The organism is Shewanella piezotolerans WP3 (assembly GCF_000014885.1).
Taxonomy (GTDB): Bacteria; Pseudomonadota; Gammaproteobacteria; order Enterobacterales; family Shewanellaceae; genus Shewanella; species Shewanella piezotolerans.
The window spans coordinates 2,270,622-2,286,806 of record NC_011566.1; the positions used below are offsets into that span (position 1 = coordinate 2,270,622).

Annotated in this window: 13 protein-coding genes; 9 read left to right on the forward strand and 4 right to left on the reverse strand. The window is 42.0% G+C overall.

The genetic code is table 11. From position 1 onward, the window contains the following. Window positions 1-418 precede the first annotated feature (418 nt). Window positions 419-2,977: an arsenate respiratory reductase molybdopterin-containing subunit ArrA gene (gene arrA, locus SWP_RS09740; protein WP_020912294.1), complete on the forward strand. Its 2,559-nt coding sequence runs from the start codon at window positions 419-421 to the stop codon at window positions 2,975-2,977. A gap of 11 nt (window positions 2,978-2,988) precedes the next feature. Next, complete coding sequence (gene arrB, locus SWP_RS09745) at window positions 2,989-3,693, forward strand: arsenate respiratory reductase iron-sulfur subunit ArrB (RefSeq protein ID WP_079891929.1); 705 nt, start codon at window positions 2,989-2,991, stop codon at window positions 3,691-3,693. Between the two features lie 57 nt (window positions 3,694-3,750). On the opposite strand, the gene SWP_RS09750 is transcribed toward arrB, so the two are convergent. Continuing rightward, on the reverse strand, window positions 3,751-4,122 hold the full coding sequence (locus SWP_RS09750; protein WP_020912296.1) for a metalloregulator ArsR/SmtB family transcription factor: 372 nt from the start codon (window positions 4,120-4,122) through the stop codon (window positions 3,751-3,753). Window positions 4,123-4,640: 518 nt separating this feature from the next. Here SWP_RS09750 and SWP_RS09755 point away from each other — a divergent pair. Together SWP_RS09755 and SWP_RS09760 are read left to right on the forward strand one after the other, a co-directional pair. Continuing rightward, window positions 4,641-4,952 carry a helix-turn-helix domain-containing protein gene (locus SWP_RS09755; RefSeq protein ID WP_079891930.1) on the forward strand — a complete coding sequence of 104 codons (312 nt, stop codon included), beginning with the start codon at window positions 4,641-4,643 and terminating at the stop codon, window positions 4,950-4,952. Then, window positions 4,949-6,205, forward strand: coding sequence for a type II toxin-antitoxin system HipA family toxin (locus tag SWP_RS09760; protein ID WP_020912298.1), 1,257 nt, complete (start codon window positions 4,949-4,951; stop codon window positions 6,203-6,205). The genes SWP_RS09755 and SWP_RS09760 overlap by 4 nt, the downstream gene beginning before the upstream one ends. 157 nt (window positions 6,206-6,362) lie before the next feature. Here the strand turns inward: SWP_RS09760 and SWP_RS09765 are convergent. Next, a protein-coding gene (locus SWP_RS09765; protein WP_143711184.1) for an IS3-like element ISSpi4 family transposase occupies window positions 6,363-7,540 on the reverse strand; the annotation gives its coding sequence in 2 pieces (ribosomal slippage) (window positions 6,363-7,282 and window positions 7,282-7,540; 1,179 coding nt in all). Window positions 7,541-7,653: 113 nt separating this feature from the next. Between SWP_RS09765 and SWP_RS09775 the strand changes: the two genes are divergently transcribed. From SWP_RS09775 to SWP_RS09795, 5 genes are all read left to right on the forward strand, one after another. Continuing rightward, window positions 7,654-8,202, forward strand: a complete 549-nt coding sequence (locus SWP_RS09775) for a hypothetical protein (protein ID WP_187148572.1) — start codon at window positions 7,654-7,656, stop codon at window positions 8,200-8,202. A gap of 213 nt (window positions 8,203-8,415) precedes the next feature. Then, window positions 8,416-9,678, forward strand: coding sequence for an HNH endonuclease (locus SWP_RS09780; RefSeq protein ID WP_020912302.1), 1,263 nt, complete (start codon window positions 8,416-8,418; stop codon window positions 9,676-9,678). A 295-nt stretch (window positions 9,679-9,973) separates the two neighbouring features. Then, window positions 9,974-10,840: a competence protein CoiA family protein gene (locus tag SWP_RS23025; RefSeq protein WP_020912303.1), complete on the forward strand. Its 867-nt coding sequence runs from the start codon at window positions 9,974-9,976 to the stop codon at window positions 10,838-10,840. A gap of 246 nt (window positions 10,841-11,086) precedes the next feature. Next, the gene (locus SWP_RS09790) at window positions 11,087-12,103 is read left to right on the forward strand and encodes an IS110-like element ISSpi6 family transposase (RefSeq protein WP_020912304.1); all 1,017 of its coding nucleotides are present in this window, start codon (window positions 11,087-11,089) and stop codon (window positions 12,101-12,103) included. 352 nt (window positions 12,104-12,455) lie between these two features. Beyond that, window positions 12,456-13,667 carry a helix-turn-helix domain-containing protein gene (locus tag SWP_RS09795; protein WP_020912305.1) on the forward strand — a complete coding sequence of 404 codons (1,212 nt, stop codon included), beginning with the start codon at window positions 12,456-12,458 and terminating at the stop codon, window positions 13,665-13,667. Window positions 13,668-13,742: 75 nt separating this feature from the next. Here the strand turns inward: SWP_RS09795 and SWP_RS09800 are convergent, their stop codons facing one another. Both SWP_RS09800 and SWP_RS09805 read right to left on the reverse strand, forming a co-directional pair. Further along, window positions 13,743-14,957 (reverse strand): tyrosine-type recombinase/integrase, encoded by a 1,215-nt coding sequence (locus SWP_RS09800; RefSeq protein ID WP_020912306.1) that lies wholly within the window; start codon window positions 14,955-14,957, stop codon window positions 13,743-13,745. A gap of 201 nt (window positions 14,958-15,158) precedes the next feature. Further along, window positions 15,159-16,022 (reverse strand): YicC/YloC family endoribonuclease, encoded by an 864-nt coding sequence (locus tag SWP_RS09805; RefSeq protein WP_044555825.1) that lies wholly within the window; start codon window positions 16,020-16,022, stop codon window positions 15,159-15,161. Between the last annotated feature and the right edge of the window lie 163 nt (window positions 16,023-16,185).

Sequence of the window (16,185 nt, forward strand, 5' to 3'; positions counted from 1 at the left end):
TTGAGGCTATGCCAGTTTAGTCATTCTCCACTTAGAACCTACATCGCTGTAAAATAGACCGCTAGCCTTGTGTTGGTTTGATGTTTTTATTGCTGCGCAATTTGCTTTCCATTTAGCGAGCTAAACAGCATTGTTTAAGCCTTGCCCCATAACCATCGCATTCGAAAAATTAAGCTCGAAAATTCAGTAACCGCAAACACTCCTAGCAGTTTCCTAGAGATAAATCACTTTAATCTATTTGATTCTGATAAAAAATTGAGCAAATGTTAAGTTTTAAATCTGTGATATATGCCCCTCGATAATGCTGTTAAATATACCTAATTTTATATATAAATTACTGTATATATAAAATAGCGTATGTATTCGTTTGTATGAATATAACGCAACGATGGCAACAGGTGTGTTTAGAGGTGTTGAGATGAGCGATAAAATTGATACAGGCAGGCGAACTCTACTAAAAACCAGTGCTGCCGCTGCGGCACTTTCGAGTGTCGGTTGCAGCAGTTCAATGGAACCAGTAATAAAAGGCATTGAAAGTGAGCTACCAGCTAAAGACGCGCTGACTGGGACTGGTAAATGGGTCGGCACGACTTGCCAAGGTTGTACTTCTTGGTGTGCTAAGCAAGTTTATGTCATGGATGGCAGAGCGATAAAGCTGCGCGGTAACGTTAACTCAAAAGTTCACGGCGAAGCGAGTTGCCCAAGACAGCATTTAAGTCTACAGCAAGTGTATGATCCCGATAGGGTCCGTACTCCTTTAATCCGCACCAACCCTAAGAAAGGCAGAGAACATGATCCTATGTTTAAGCCTATCTCTTGGGATGAAGCTTTAGATTTGCTTGCTGACAAAATCTTAGCATTACGTGCAGCTGATGAAGCACATAAGTACGCTTTGATCCGTGGCCGTTACTCTCATATCAACGAGTTTATGTACAAGCATATGACTCAGATGATTGGCTCTCCTAATAACATCTCTCATAGTTCTATTTGTGCTGAAGCCCATAAAATGGGGCCTTATTATCAAGACGGCAATTGGGGATACAATCAGTATGATCTTGAAAATACCAAGTTTGTACTGTCTTTTGGTGCAGATCCTATTGCCAGTAACCGCCAAGTTTCCTATTACTCTAAGACTTGGGGAGATGCGTTAGATCACGCCAAAGTGGTGGTGGTTGATCCGCGTTTGTCGGTATCGGCAAGTAAAGCGCATAAATGGATCCCAATCGAGCCCGCCCAAGATAGTGTGTTAGCACTAGCCATTGCACACGTGGCGTTGGTTGAAGGCATTTGGCACAAACCGTTTGTTGGTGATTTCAAAACGGGTAAGAATCAGTTTATTGCAGGTCAAGATGTTGCTAGCGACGCATTTGCTGATAAGCATACCTATGGCCTAGTTGATTGGTGGAACTTGACCCTTAAAGATTGCACCCCAGAGTGGGCAGAATCTATTAGTCAGGTTCCCGCTGCAACGATAGTAAAAATAGCCAAAGACATGGGTCAAGCAGCACCTGCTGTTCAAGTTTGGACATCTCGCGGAGCGGTGATGCATACCCGAGGCACATATACTTCCTTAGCCTGCCATGCACTTAATGGTCTGTTTGGTGGCATTGACAGCAAAGGCGGCGTATTCCCAGGCAACAAAATTAAACTCAATAAAAAATTTCCAGATTCAAAGCCATATTTAGACGCGATTGCTAAGAAAGGGGTTAAATACCCTAAGATCGATCAGCGTGGTACGTTGGCTTTCCCTGCACTTAAAAAAGGTAAACCTGGTGGAGGTGTCGTTACGGCGAACACGCCTAATGGCATGCTCAGTGCAGACCCTTACGATATTAAGGTGATACTGGCGTATTTTAATAACTTCAACTTCTCTTCACCGGAAGGTCAACGCTGGAATGATGCCTTAAGCCAAGTTGAGTTTATGGCACATGTGACCACTAATATTTCGGAGTTCACTTGGTTTGCTGACATTGTATTACCTGCTAATCATCACATGTTCGAAAAGTGGGGCGTGCTCGACTCAATAGGCAACGGCGTGCATCAAGTGTCAGTACAACAACCATCGATTAACCGTCTTTGGGATACTAAGGATGACGAATCAGAAGTGCCTTATTTATTGGCTAAAAAGCTGGCTGAGAAAGGTTTTGATAAACCATGGCGCTATATCAATGAACAGCTACTCGATCCTGAGACCAAGCAAGCTGCAAAAAATGAAACTGAGCTTGGCGAGCTGCTAGTGCGCTATGTGACCTCACCACTATGGTTAGATACCTCTAATAAATATGGCGAGCCAATGAATTCGTGGCAACAGTTTACCGAAGAAGGCGTCTGGAATAGTCACCGCTATCAATTAGAGTCACGCTGGGGCAAGTTCAAAACTGAAACTCACCAGTTTGAGTTCTATAGTAAAACGCTAGAAAAAGCCCTGACTAAGCACGCCAAGAATCACCATGTCAGTATCGATGAGGTAATGGAAGTCTGTGATTACCAAGCACGCGGAAAACTGGCCTTTGTACCTCATTACGAGGAGCCATATCGCTTTGGTGATAAAGACAAGTATCCGATGCTATTGGTGGATCATAAGTCTCGCTTGAGTAAGGAGGGTCGTAGTGCCAATACGCCTTGGTTCTATGAGTTTAAGGATGTTGATCCAGGTGATCTCGTCCAGGAAGATAGCGCCAAGATTAATCCCGTTGATGCCGCCAAATTGGGCATAAAAACCGGTGACAAGATTGCCATTAGTAGTCCAGTAGGAGAAATCACCTGTACTGCTGTGCTTTGGGAAGGTGTTCGTCCAGGTACTGTAGCTAAATGCTTTGGTCAAGGGCACTGGGCATATGGCAGGACTGCTAGTAGCCAGTTTGGTGTAGAAGCAAGGGGTGGCAACAATAACGACATTATTGCCGACAGGTATGACAGATTAAGTGGTGCATCAGCATTCTATGGTCATATTCGTATTCAAATAGCAAAAGTCTGAGGTAAGAGATTATGAGACTCGGAATGGTAATCGATCTACAAAAATGTGTAGGTTGCGGTGGTTGTGATTTAGCCTGTAAAACAGAAAACAACACCCCTGATGGGATCCAATGGTCCAGCCATCTAAATGTGACAGAAGGGCGCTTCCCTGATGTAAAATATAGCTACGTGCCAACCATGTGCAACCACTGTAGCGATGCGGCCTGTGTCAAGGTTTGTCCTACAGGAGCGATGTACAAAGATAAGCGTGGCCTAACCTTACAAGATAACGACAAGTGTATTGGTTGTCGTAAATGTATGCGTGCTTGTCCATATGGGGTGATTAGCTATAACAAGCAAAAACCGCATCGAAAATGGCAAGATGACCAAGCATTGCTTGAAGGAGCAACTGCTTCTCCATATATGTTGCTGAAAAAAGTCGACAATAAAGTTGTGCCTTACTTGAATCCTGAGCGAGGCGATACCTACCCAGTGACGCGTTCAAGACGCACTACTGAGAAGTGTACTTTCTGTGATCATAGGTTGGATCAAGGGCTGAACCCAGCTTGTGTATCAGCTTGTCCGTCAAACGCTAGAGTATTCGGTGACCTAGATGATCCGCAAAGTGAGGCGGCTAGATTAATCGCGATGCATAAAACGCAGCAGTTAAATCTAGATGCTAACACTAATCCTAATGTGTACTACATACGCAGTTTTAATGTAAAAACACTCTACTAAAACGCTAACGTAAAGCAGCATAAGTGAGTTATTCCTACAGGGGAGTAACTCACTTTTTTATTTGGAACTACCTTTACAGAGGATCATCGGGCGATCTTTGTTCGCGCCGATTTTATTGAGCTTGGCCAATGGAGCGGCAATGTGCTCCCGATTACCGCTATAAGTTTCTAGCAAAACCTGGGTTGCCCACTGCGGCAACTGCTTGTTGATAGAGTAGTAAATCCATTGCCCTTGACGACGATTAACCACTAGGCCAACTTTTTTAAGCAGTGCCAAGTTGCGCGAAATTTTTGGTTGGATTTCGTCTAATGCTTCACTAAATTCACATACGCACAGTTCTTCTTCTGCCTGCAGCAGCAGTAGAATAGAGAGTCGAATATTGTCCGATAACGACTTAAACAAGCTTATTGGTTCAATTTGAATAGACATGAGAGGCTTAGGTAAAAATTTGCGGTTACATTATGAGTTTTCAACACACGAGTCAATTGCTAATCCTGAGTTAGCCACTGCGCTATGTTGTCGGTAGAGCTTAGGTGTACAGCCTAAGAGAATGTTAGAAGAAGCCCTAAAAATAGAGCTTCACAAGTTTCGCTAATGCAGTAAAGCGAGTTATTTACCCTATTCTACGTTTTGGATCTGTTTGTAGAGCGGCCTTCTTTAATTTGTTTTTAATCAATGTTTTATAGTTCGTTTGTGGGGCGGATTTTAATTTTACCCACCGATATACTCCCCACTTGGTTTATCTGTGAAGGATCACTTGCTTTATCTCATAACTTACCTTGTCAAAGCTTAAGACCTCTGACTGTCGAGCCTCCAAATCAGAAACACAACACTTAAGTTGTACCTCTGGCTTAATACACCAAATAAGTTGTTTGTAACGTCTTTTACAACTAAGATGTTGTTTATATGTTTGTGTACAACTTATCTATTGTTTAAGGTTGGATGTGATGACGCTTGATCAAATTTCTAAATTATTAACATCTCGACGCAAGCAGCTCCAGATGGAACAAAAAGACATGTATATGCGTATCGGTATGAAGCAGCAGCAATATCAGCGAATCGAAGCCGGTAGCGATATTAAGTTGTCTACTCTGTTACGTGTTCTAGATGGCTTAAACATGGAATTAACCATTACCCCTAAAGAAGGCAATATTGAACAACCGAACTTAGAAGTAGCTTCAAGCGATAAAAGTATAGAGTCGCTAGAAGATGATTCGGATGATTTAGGATATTGGTTTGGATCTGAGGATCAGAAATGAGCAAACAAACAGAGCAAGTTGAAGGGCTGAACATTCAGTTACACGGTATCGATATTGGTGTTGTTGCTCATTATGCTGGTGGGAAAAACATACTCAGCTTTAACCCTGAATATATTGCAATGCCCAAGCATGAGCGACCAGTGCTTACACTTAGGCAGCTTCAAGATCCTAACTATTTTACTAAGCCTCAAATCCGTAGTGAAAAGATACCTCCTGTACTATCTAATTTATTACCAGAAGGGATCTTAAGAGATATTGTGGCGAAAGCACTTCAATGCCACGTAAATAACGAGTTCTCGATTTTGGCCTATTTGGGGACTAATTTGCCTGGTGCGTTGGTGGCGACGCCCATCAAGGCGGGAGACATGCCTGATTGGGCATTAGAACAGCGTTTAGCGACCGAACCACAGCAGATTAACGTTAAACATGCAGATACTAAATTCTCACTTGCTGGTGTGCAGATGAAATTCTCATCTTCTCATGTTGATGGGCGCTATCACATTGATCAGGAAATCTCTGAAGATATGTGGATTATTAAAACGCCTTCAACGGTGCATAAAGGTGTGTCTGTCAATGAGTATACCTGTATGAGGTTAGCCGAAGCCGCTGGTGCTAATATTCCTGATATACGTTTAATTAAACTCGATGAATTAGAGGGCCTACCGAATATCAGGCTCCCCGATGAAACATATGCTTATGGTATAAAGCGTTTTGATCGTACCCATGAAGGACGAGTGCATACTGAAGACTTTGCTCAGATCTTTGGCCTGCATCCTGTAGATAAATATCAAAAAGTTAACTATGAGCAACTAGGGCAAGTGCTATTCCGTACCAGTAATGATCGCTTAGGTGATGTGCAGCAAATGGCGAGAAGGCTACTGATTAATATACTGCTAGGTAATGGCGATGCTCATCTAAAGAACTGGACTATCATCTATCAAGATCAGCGTTCTCCTCGCTTGTCACCGCTCTATGATGTGGTGTTCACTGCCCCATACATAGAGCATGATAACCTTGCCTTGAATATGGCAAAGTCTAAGCAGTGGTATGAAATGACGATGCAGCATTTTGAGAAGTGGTCAAATACGGTAGGTGTTCCATGGGTTGCAATTAAACCACATCTCCTAGATACCATAGAGAAGGCTCGCTCTATGTGGCCAGAGATGCTTGAAGCACTGCCTATGCTGGATGAGCATAAAGAAGCTTTGCAAAATCATTGGCAAACGTTATCACCAGACTTTCTGGTTAGTTAGCTTTGCTAGTAAGTAGACTGCTAACATCATTGAGATGGCGTAGCAGTCTACTCATGAGTAAGGAAATCTTACAATGTAACGCTATTTCCTATCTTTTTTATCTCTATATACTTGTTGTTTCCACGCCTTCATCATTTTATACATTACATTGTAGTGGTCAACTAATATTGGCCACGATCTTAGAGTTTAACCAAAACAATCGTTCTGATTCATTAGGTGTCAGTCCGCCGTTATATTGGTGCGGGCGAAGCTGACAATAATATCCAATTATGTATCGTGTAATTTCTTGCTGAGCTTCAGCAAAGCTACGATACCCTATTGGTGGTATCCATTCTGTCTTAAGGCTCCTAAAAAAGCGTTCCATTGGACTATTATCCCAACAGTTCCCACGTCGAGATAAACTTTGCTTGAGCTGATATCGCCATAATAGTTGTCGATATCTTCTGCTTGTATAGTGAGTCCCTTGATCGCTATGGAGCATAACACCTTTAGGTTTTCCACGACCTTCATAGGCCATCGAAAGCGCTTTGCCCGTTAAACGGCTATCAGGTGATAACGACATAGCCCAGCCAATGACTTTACGAGCAAATAGATCAATCACAACCGCTAAGTACATCCAGCGGTTACCTGCCCACACGTAGGTGACATCACCAACCCAAACTTCATTCGGAGCGGTGACAGCGAATTGTCGACCTAGGTGATTAGGGATTTCGATGTGCTCTAGTGTCGCTTTTCGGTATCTGTGCTTAGGTACCTGACAACTCACTATACCAAGCTCCTTCATCAGCTTAGTGGCGCGATAACGGCTTAACGAGATACCTTGCTGGCTAACCATATCTGCAACCGTCCTAGCTCCTGCCGAGCCGTTACTTGCAGTATGTACTTCGCTAACTAGACTTCGAAGCTTTACTTTATCTGCGTTTATGGTTATTGGCCGTTTTCTCCAATACTTGTAACTACTACGATGAATACTGAACACTTCGCATAATGTTTTTATGCTGTAGCTCTGCCTGAGTTTCTCAATTATTAAGAATTGTTCAGTGAGTCCGACATCAACAGAGCTGTGGCTTTTTTTAATATTTCGTTGTGCTCCTGGAGGCGAGCTAGTTGCTTTTTTAACTCTCGAATTTCAATTTGTTCTGGTGATATAGGTGATGCTTTAGGTTGCTTACCTTGTCGCTCTTCTCTTAATTGCCGAACCCACTTATCCATGGTCGATTTACCCACGTTCATAGCTTGAGCGGCTTCAACAATTGAGTAATTTTGATCTAGCACTAATTGAGCTGATTCAAGTTTGAATTCTGCGCTAAAAAGTCTTCTTGTACGTTTCGTCATAGTGTCACCTGTTTACTTATGAGGTAATGATATCACCTCTAACTAGGTGGCCAAATTCACCGTACCACTACAAAGACAAAACATCTTATGATAGCTATTATGAAAAACTTTATGTGATAGCTGATCTCGCTTTTAATAGAGGGAGAGAACAAACTAATCTAGCAAAGAATAGCTTAGACAATTTGAAAAAAGAACTTGTTCATGAAGTTGGCCCTAGAGTACGAACAAGTCTTCTTTTTAAGTATATTAAAATATCATTTTTTCCAGTGCTACTTCTAACTCTGATATTTTTTGGAGTAAATTTATTTGAAGATGGCTCTCTTCAGTACGGGTCTAAACTTATACTCGTTGCGTTAGGTGCAAATGTTGGTTGTTGGCTTTCATTGGCAGTTAGAACAAGAGGTATGGAATTTAGCCAAATATTACCAATATTAGGCGATCAAAAAGGAGTACACACTAGAATAATATTTGTAATGGCTTTTTCTGTAGTAATGGCAATTTTGATGAAGTCAGGCTTGTTAAGTATACAGCTTGGTGAGTTTAGTTCTTTGTCAATAGAAACTAAGAATTACTCCGCATTGTCTGCTGGATTTATAATGGGATTTGCTGAAAAATTATTTGTAGACAAATTTCAAAGTAAGGTTAACTCCGTAAATATTTGATTGTCATGGCTATGAGACTTTAATAATTAAGATAGAGGATGTCTTAGTACATCCTCTTTTATTTTTTAACAAGTTAACTGTGCAGTTAGTCTTGTCAAGACTGTCGCTGTCACTGGCGATTCATAGGATTTAATGCATTAGCGAGTAAATGAGCAGAAATTGCTTATTATAGTCCTAAATGGGTACTGTGATGTTTCTGTGTAGGGTGGTGTCATGGGTAACAAGTTTAAACCGATAATTTCCGCGGCGACTTTTTGGAAGAAAAAGTGTCTTGTGGAGCAAGGTAGTGTTTTCTCCGAATCAAATGTATGGACCAAATCTAATGTTGAAAGTCTTTATGAGGCATTTGTTGAAAACCCTGATGAGAGCCCGGATAAAAGCTTTTTCGATAAACTCGAAGCGCAATTGAGTGAGTGTCCTCCGCGTGTAGTAAAACTGGCTGCAGAGATGCTTTGGGTCATGTCTTTGGCATCGCTGAATGTTAAGCCAGAGACAAAGCGGAGTAATGTCCTGAATGTATGGCAATGGAGTGGAGATTCAATTAATGATGGTTCACTTATAGAAGATCCTGTGCTTACAGGGTATGCAAAGACGGGTGTTAGTTATAACACTAATCGCTGGAGAGAACTGTCATACTTTATTGAAGTAATGAGAACTTTTTTTGGGGAAAAATCTTCAGATAGATCAGCATTGTTGGGTGATGCCATATACTTCTCAAAATGGGTTGAGGCTATTTCAGGGACTAAATCTAGGCAATTTAGGCATATTTTGTTGTTTCTTTTGTTTCCTAAAAAGTTTGAGCGTATTTGCAGTAATAACCACAGGTTGAAAATAGTTAAGGCGTTTGAGAATTTATCTTCACGTGATGTCAAAAAGCTTGCGTGCTGGGAAGTTGATTTTAAGTTGGCAGAAATAAAAGCACGTGAGGCTAAAAGGCTAGGGCTTAAAGCGGTCGACTTCTATCATTCACCGCTTTATGAAATATGGTTTGAAACCCGTGCTGACGGTAGTGCGATCGAGAAAGCCATTGTTAAAAAAGAGACAAAAAGATTAGCGCAGATTCAGCAAAGCAAGACTATTGATGAGATGAAAAAGGCTCAGATGATAGAGGCAAGAATTGGGCATGGACAGTATAGAAAGAACTTATCTAAGGTCGAAACGAAATGCCGTATAACCGGGATAGATAATAAAAGCTTTCTAACTGCGAGCCATGTTAAGCCGTGGCGGGACTGTAAAACTCCGAAGGAATGCTTGGATGGTAATAATGGCCTGTGGCTTGCTCCTCACATAGATAGGCTATTTGACCGAGGGTGGATATCGTTCGGTGAGAATGGAAACATTATATGTTTCGATGTTCATGTCAAATCTGCACTTAAAACCTGGAATATTAACTTACCTATTTCCTTAGGAAAGCTGAACGACGAGCAAGCGAAGTATATGGAGTACCACAGAGTTCATATATTTAAAGGTGCTTAGATTGTATTTAATGATGTAAGACGATTTTTGGTTGCTAAAATTCGGTAGCAATTATATCGGTTAATCCCCGTTTTAGTATTACTGAAATGGAAGTGCTTGTTTAGTAAGGCCAAGGTGCTCTTGTTTATGAGCTCCTTTGATGAGAGGTGTTTAGTTCATCGAAGTTATGATACTAGTTTGTCTTATAGCAAAGCTGGATGTATAAACGCCTGTGCCATTAATATTGTTGTTTAGGTTGATGTTTTAGCTATCGCTTCGGCTAATACTCGTAACTATATTCAAAGGACTGACATACATGATTTTGGGTATCCCTTTTGGTCAGGATAAAGATACAGGTGAGTGGTGCGATGTCGCGGAGGTGAGTCGTGGCCTAGCATGTAATTGTATTTGCCCTTCCTGCAAGCTGCCTTTATCAGCTCGGCACGGAGATGAGCGTGATTGGCATTTTGCCCATCACACAAGAAATATCCCAAAAGAAAAAATTGTCGACTGCGAGTTCTCCTTTGAGGTGTCGCTTAGGATGATGACCCATCAATTACTGCTAGAAGGCGTGTTTCTCAAATTACCTGAATATGTCAAATCGGTAATTGTGCCTAAGTCATTGAAGGGTAATATCAAGCCTGAAGTAAAGATTGCTAAAGAGCAGTGCTTAAGGGCTGCTGATTCCAAGCTTACTGTGGATGCCGATTTTTTCGGGCATAAAGTAGACGCTTTGTATCAGTTTGATACAGCTTCTTTAGTTGTTTATTTGGTCTACCGAGGCCGCAAGTTTCCATTTGAACTTTCGTTGTTACGTGATGTAAGAGCTGGGGTGTTATTACTCGATATTGAAGACCTAGCGCAGATTTTTTACCACCATCCAATGGCGGAGACTGAGAAACTAGGAACAGCAAAATCTCAGTTGATGGGGTGGCTGCAAACTAGTATTGAGGCAAAACACTGGCTATATCATCCTCGTGAGAATGAGCTTCTTGATAAAAAGCACCAGCTCATCAATGATGCCCTCCAAGGATTAGCTACAGGTAGTAATGTTTTGCAGGTCCCATTACATCAACAGATTAAATGTCAATGCATCGGTTGCGGTAAAAATTTCACTGGAATTCGTAATAAGATTAACCCATGTCCGAATTGTCAAACGCATCTTTATGTCACCAATTGCTGATTATTACCACTCATTGAGCTTTTACATCGCTGGAGTTCTAGAAAAGCTCAAATGGAACCTGTTCACATTCTTGCTGCATGGAACCGATTAAGTGAATAAGGCTGGTTACAGTTAAAAGCACAAGTTTGAGGAGATAGAGCCCCGTCTTATCTAGGAGATTTAGCCTTTTTGTTGAAGGCTTAATTAGATGGTCCGCCTCACCCCTAAGCTAACCTTAGGGTTAGGCAATCAAAGAGGCGAACCATCATGTCTACTATTAAAGTAATTGGAATCGATTTAGGCAAATCTTCTTTTCATCTTGTTGCTCATGACTATAGCGGTCGAGAGCTATTTCGAAAGCACCTTTCTCGTGCAAAGCTTATTGAGTTTCTATCTCAAACGCCTGCAACCGTCATCGCTATGGAGTCATGCGGTGGCTCACATTGGCTAGCTAGAAAGTGTCAATCTCTTGGGCACGAAGTTAAACTGATCCCCCCTCAGTACGTTAAGCCTTACGTCAAAACCAATAAAAATGATTACATAGATGCCGATGCGATAGCTGAAGCGTCAACGCGCCCGTCGATGCGTTTTGTGGGTGTTAAAACAGAATCATCCCAAGTTATCTCAGTGATTCAAAGGATCCGTTCAAGCTACGTTAAAGAGCGTACAGCGTGCATGTCGCGTATTGGCGCTATCTTGCTTGAGTTTGGTATGAGCTTTCCTAAAGGGCATGCCAAAATGAAGGTGTTGTTTCAATGGCTTGCAGATAAAAAAGAGCCTATTCCTCCCATGTTAATGCAGGAGCTAATTGAACATCACGAGTACTATTCACAGCTTAATAAGCGTATAGCAGGGCAAGATAAAAAACTGAAACAGCTTGTCGAGCAAAGCGAAGAGGCTCAACAGCTTAAGTCAATCCCAGGTATAGGAGATCTAACGGCGAGTCAGTGCTTAGCTGATATTTCTGATGCAAATAACTTTAAGAACGGGCGACAGTTAGCCGCATGGATAGGATTAGTCCCTCATCAATACTCAACAGGTGGTAAAACCACGTTATTGGGGATAAGTAAGCGAGGTAATAAAGCGTTAAGAACGCTGTTTATCCATGGCGCACGCTCCATATTATCGCGGCCAGAAGTTGCGGTTGCGGTGTTTGGTGAATGGATTTTAGAGCTCAGAGCAAGGAAGCCATTTAACGTAGCCGTTGTTGCTTTGGCGAATAAGTTAGTGCGGATAGCATGGTCGGTATTATCGACCAAGCAAGCATTTGAAGTAAGAGTTTAAACCGAGTTTGCAGATGATAGAGAAGATGACAGAACGGTCAGACCACTAGATTGAAGACCTGACATAAAAAACAGCAACGCAGTATGCTTTGGGCTTTTTGAGGACAATCTAGCGCGGAACTCATCGTGGAGCAGGTGGTAAGCACCTAATGAAGACTCCGAATACATTAGCGCAAACCAACCTCGTTATCGAAAATATCATTTGCAATAACGAGGCGGACCATACATTTTTATGCACATATTTTCTTAGAATACTGAAGTGTAATTAATTACTAAAAATTACGATAAAAATGTAATTACATTTTTCGGGTGTTATTTTAGATTAATAGCCTAGCTAACTACAGAGGTGAGAGATGGAACAATTAACTAAACATGACACGATACTTTGGATAAACCACGCAATAACGTATTTCAAGAGTATAGGTAAAACTCAAAAGGATATGGCAAAACAGTTGGGCCTTGAAGAGTCTAGGGTGAGTGAGATGAAAGGTGGGAATGGCATTATCTCTCCAAATTTAATGGCCAAGATCGTCGAGTATTGCGGCGCTCCAAGAAGAAACTCAGGTCGCTATGAAGAAGTTGAGCTATATGACGATTTACATAGTTTTTTTGATTCTTTCAAAAGTGTTACTGCTAATCGTTTCCACAGAAAACTGCTTAAACTAGCTAAAAATGATGATTTTTATCATCATTTCTTAAATTTGGTTTCAACTTCGAATCAAGATTATAAAGCTGACAAGAGTGCCATTGAAACTCAGATGAATGAGCTTTTATCATCTGAGGAATATTTAGAAATATGCAGAAAATACTCGGACATCACAAGGCTAAACGATAAATATAGCGACGATTCTAGAGAAATGTTTCAGTTGCGGGATGAGTTGTTTCGTTGTGTGTCTAAAGAAAAGCCTATGTGGAGCCCGGCAAGTAGAGATGGGTATAGGGTATTGAAGATTGGAGGTTTACAGATTGAAGAGCTGGCAGTCTTTAAATTGTTGTTTTTATATTCCAAACTCATTCAGTGGGATATTGATTTTCAATTTGGTGAGCACACTACCCAAAATATTCAACCAGAAGTATCTATCGAGCCTGTAGTGCTAACAGGTAAACGTATATTGATAATGAAAAGCCATTCACTAGAAAGTGCACAAGTAACCTCAGGTGTTTATGAGTTATTTGGTAAGAATAAAAATCACTTTCAATTTAGTGAGTATCACCAGCTTGGCTTAAAACCTGAGCAATACATGCCTGATTATTGGAAGGATGCACGTTGTGAATTGTACTTAAGTGATAATATGAACTATCACTTTATGATACAGCTATCTCAGAAATCGATCATGGAGTGGGCATCTATTGATGAAGACTCGCTCAGTGAGCAGAAGTATTTTGGTGATATTGGTCCTGACGATAGATTGATTGTTATTCGTAATATCAGTTCACTTCGCTTGTATGAATGCATTGAAGAAATTCGAAAATGGTTTGCTCTGCCAAGTGATTCACTTTTTGAATTAAAGCAAGAGATCGCCAAAGCAGGTGGATATGTTCCCGGAGCTAGAGTGTTACTTTAAAATTTATATCACATAAACCGTTCGCCCTGCTTATCACCTACTCATGTATGCAGGGCTAAAATCTGAAAGTTTTGATCACGTGGATGTAATTGAGTAAATCATCTCTGATAGTTTAGTAATAGCTTCTTTTCTCTCATCGAAATAATCATGCAGATTATAAATTCCCTCAACGCCTTTGAGCTTATGATTTAGGCAACGTTCAGCGACATGCCCTGGTGTGCCTTGCTTGGCTAGCAGGGTACGACAAGTGCGGCGTAAATCATGCACTGTGAAATGTTCCATACCACCCATTAAGTTGGGTGGTTGTTTCTTTTTGCCCGCCTCATGACCAAAGAGCTTGGTAATAGCTCTGTTTAACGTATCTGCGCCCATGTGCGGATTCTTGCTGGTTCTACGGCTAGGGAACACATAGTCAGATCCGCAAGCTCTCACTTTTAGCTCTTGTATCCAGTCCATAACGATTTCAGGTAATGGAATGGTAATACCGACGCCAGACTTGCTCCGCTCTTTGGGTAGATTCCATACCTTCTCTTCAAGATCAAATTCCTTCCATGGCGCTTCTGCCAATTCTGACTTCCGAACTCCCAATGTAACCAGTAATGCACTGGCGAGATAATTGTCACGGCTAAAGCTGTCGCTGTTTTTGCCTGCCGTTTGAAAGAACTGGGTTAACTCCTCAATGGTTAAGGCTCTGTCTTTGCTCTTTTCTACGCCACCAGCATCAGATACCGAAAACGCGCTGGCAGGATTTGCGCCAAGAAGATCTAGTTTTATACCGTGATTAAAAAGCTGCTTACAGTACATGAGAGCGTCGTTAGCGATTGCTGGACGGCCTGTGGCTGCAATGGTCGTCAATACTTCTCTTATGTCCCTGGCGGTGACGCTATCGACGTTAAAGCTACCTATGTGTGGCGCGATGTCTTTACGGTAAATACGCTCTGGGATGTTGGCATGCTTGAGGCGTTTAGTATTACCTATATGCCAATCGGCAAACAGGTCATCAACGGTTTTGATCGCGACTTGTTCGGCACGTTGTTTAGCGAGGAGGGGATCTAAGCCATCACGAAATTGCTTCATTTTGATCGCGGCTTCGGTACGAGCATCGGCCAATGACATATCGCTGTACTTGGCTAATGTCATCTCTTTGCGCTTTTTGTTGGATGTGTATCTCAGCATCCAAAATGCTTTACCAGACTTGGGTACGACAAAATACAGACCTTCGCCATCGGCAAACCGACCGGGCTCGCCTTTGGATTTTGCTGCAACTTCTTTTGCGGTTAGATCACCCATAAATCATCTCCAGCCAATGTAAATACAAGGGTGGGTATTTTTACCCACCACTACACTTTGACTAGATACTAACATACCCACCATATTACCCACCAGTTAGTTAACGATTTCGGTGGGTAACTGTGGACCTCTACGGACTTGGGTTTTAATAAAACCCTTTTAAAACAGCGTGTGTAGTACCGTTGAGGACGCGGGTGGATCTTATTCTACGTTCTGGATCTGCTCGCGCATCTGCTCAATAAGCACTTTTAATTCAACTGCCGCAGCAGTCACTTCTGCGCTGATAGATTTAGAGGCTAAGGTGTTTGATTCACGGTTAAACTCTTGCATCATAAAGTCCAAACGACGACCTTGTGCGCCACCCTTCTTCAAGATTAGACGCGTCTCGGCAACGTGTGCATCAAGTCTATCCATCTCTTCGGCGACATCCATCTTCTGCGCCATTAAGACCATCTCTTGCTCCATACGGGCAGGATCAAGTTCGCCGGTGATTTCAGCTAGGCGGTTAGTTAGCTTATCGCGTTGCCATTGCATAACGGCTGGCATGTGTTCACGAACAACTGCGACTTGATCCACTATTTGGTCAAGGCGAGTTTGCAGCATGGTATTGATAGCTTCACCTTCGCGGCCACGGGCTTCGATAAATTGATCGATGGCTAAGTTGAAAGCATTCAGTAGATCTTTGCCTAAGGCATCCATATCCTGCTCAGAGCTAGACATAACGCCAGGCCAGCGCAGTACGTCAACGACGTTGAGTTCACCCTGTTTGGCTTCATCCTTTACCCAGTTCGCAGCGTTGATGATCTGCTTAGCCAGTTCTTGGTTTAATTGCAGTTCACTGCTATCACCTTCATTAAGGTCGTAACGCAAATTAACTTCAACTTTACCGCGGTTTAAGCGTTTACGTAGACGATCTCTAAGCACGGGCTCTAAGCTGCGGAAATGTTCCGGAAGGCGCAGGTATGTTTCTAAGTAGCGCTGATTAACTGAACGGATTTCCCAAGAGGCTGTGCCCCAATCTGCTTTGTGCTCAATGCGAGCATAGGCTGTCATGCTTTGGATCATGGATGGTTTCCAGTGTAGTTCGTCTAAGTGAGCTGTGATTATATACGCAATTAGCATCGAGGTGCAGGATTGCACCATAATTTACTGTTGAGAATTTAAGATGGTTTTATTTTACAGATAGCATAGTGCCTAACATATCCCTATAATATGCAGCCAAATTAGC

Excerpts from the sequence above, each read along its gene's own strand:
- SWP_RS09760 (WP_020912298.1), top strand. The coding sequence starts at position 4,949 with ATGAGCAAACAAACAGAGCAAGTTGAAGGGCTGAACATTCAGTTACAC.
- SWP_RS09790 (WP_020912304.1), top strand. The coding sequence starts at position 11,087 with ATGTCTACTATTAAAGTAATTGGAATCGATTTAGGCAAATCTTCTTTT.
- SWP_RS09800 (WP_020912306.1), bottom strand. The coding sequence starts at position 14,957 with ATGGGTGATCTAACCGCAAAAGAAGTTGCAGCAAAATCCAAAGGCGAG.
- arrA (WP_020912294.1), top strand. The coding sequence starts at position 419 with ATGAGCGATAAAATTGATACAGGCAGGCGAACTCTACTAAAAACCAGT.
- SWP_RS09780 (WP_020912302.1), top strand. The coding sequence starts at position 8,416 with ATGGGTAACAAGTTTAAACCGATAATTTCCGCGGCGACTTTTTGGAAG.
- SWP_RS09755 (WP_079891930.1), top strand. The coding sequence starts at position 4,641 with ATGACGCTTGATCAAATTTCTAAATTATTAACATCTCGACGCAAGCAG.
- arrB (WP_079891929.1), top strand. The coding sequence starts at position 2,989 with ATGAGACTCGGAATGGTAATCGATCTACAAAAATGTGTAGGTTGCGGT.
- SWP_RS09750 (WP_020912296.1), bottom strand. The coding sequence starts at position 4,122 with ATGTCTATTCAAATTGAACCAATAAGCTTGTTTAAGTCGTTATCGGAC.
- SWP_RS23025 (WP_020912303.1), top strand. The coding sequence starts at position 9,974 with ATGATTTTGGGTATCCCTTTTGGTCAGGATAAAGATACAGGTGAGTGG.
- SWP_RS09795 (WP_020912305.1), top strand. The coding sequence starts at position 12,456 with ATGGAACAATTAACTAAACATGACACGATACTTTGGATAAACCACGCA.
- SWP_RS09805 (WP_044555825.1), bottom strand. The coding sequence starts at position 16,022 with ATGATCCAAAGCATGACAGCCTATGCTCGCATTGAGCACAAAGCAGAT.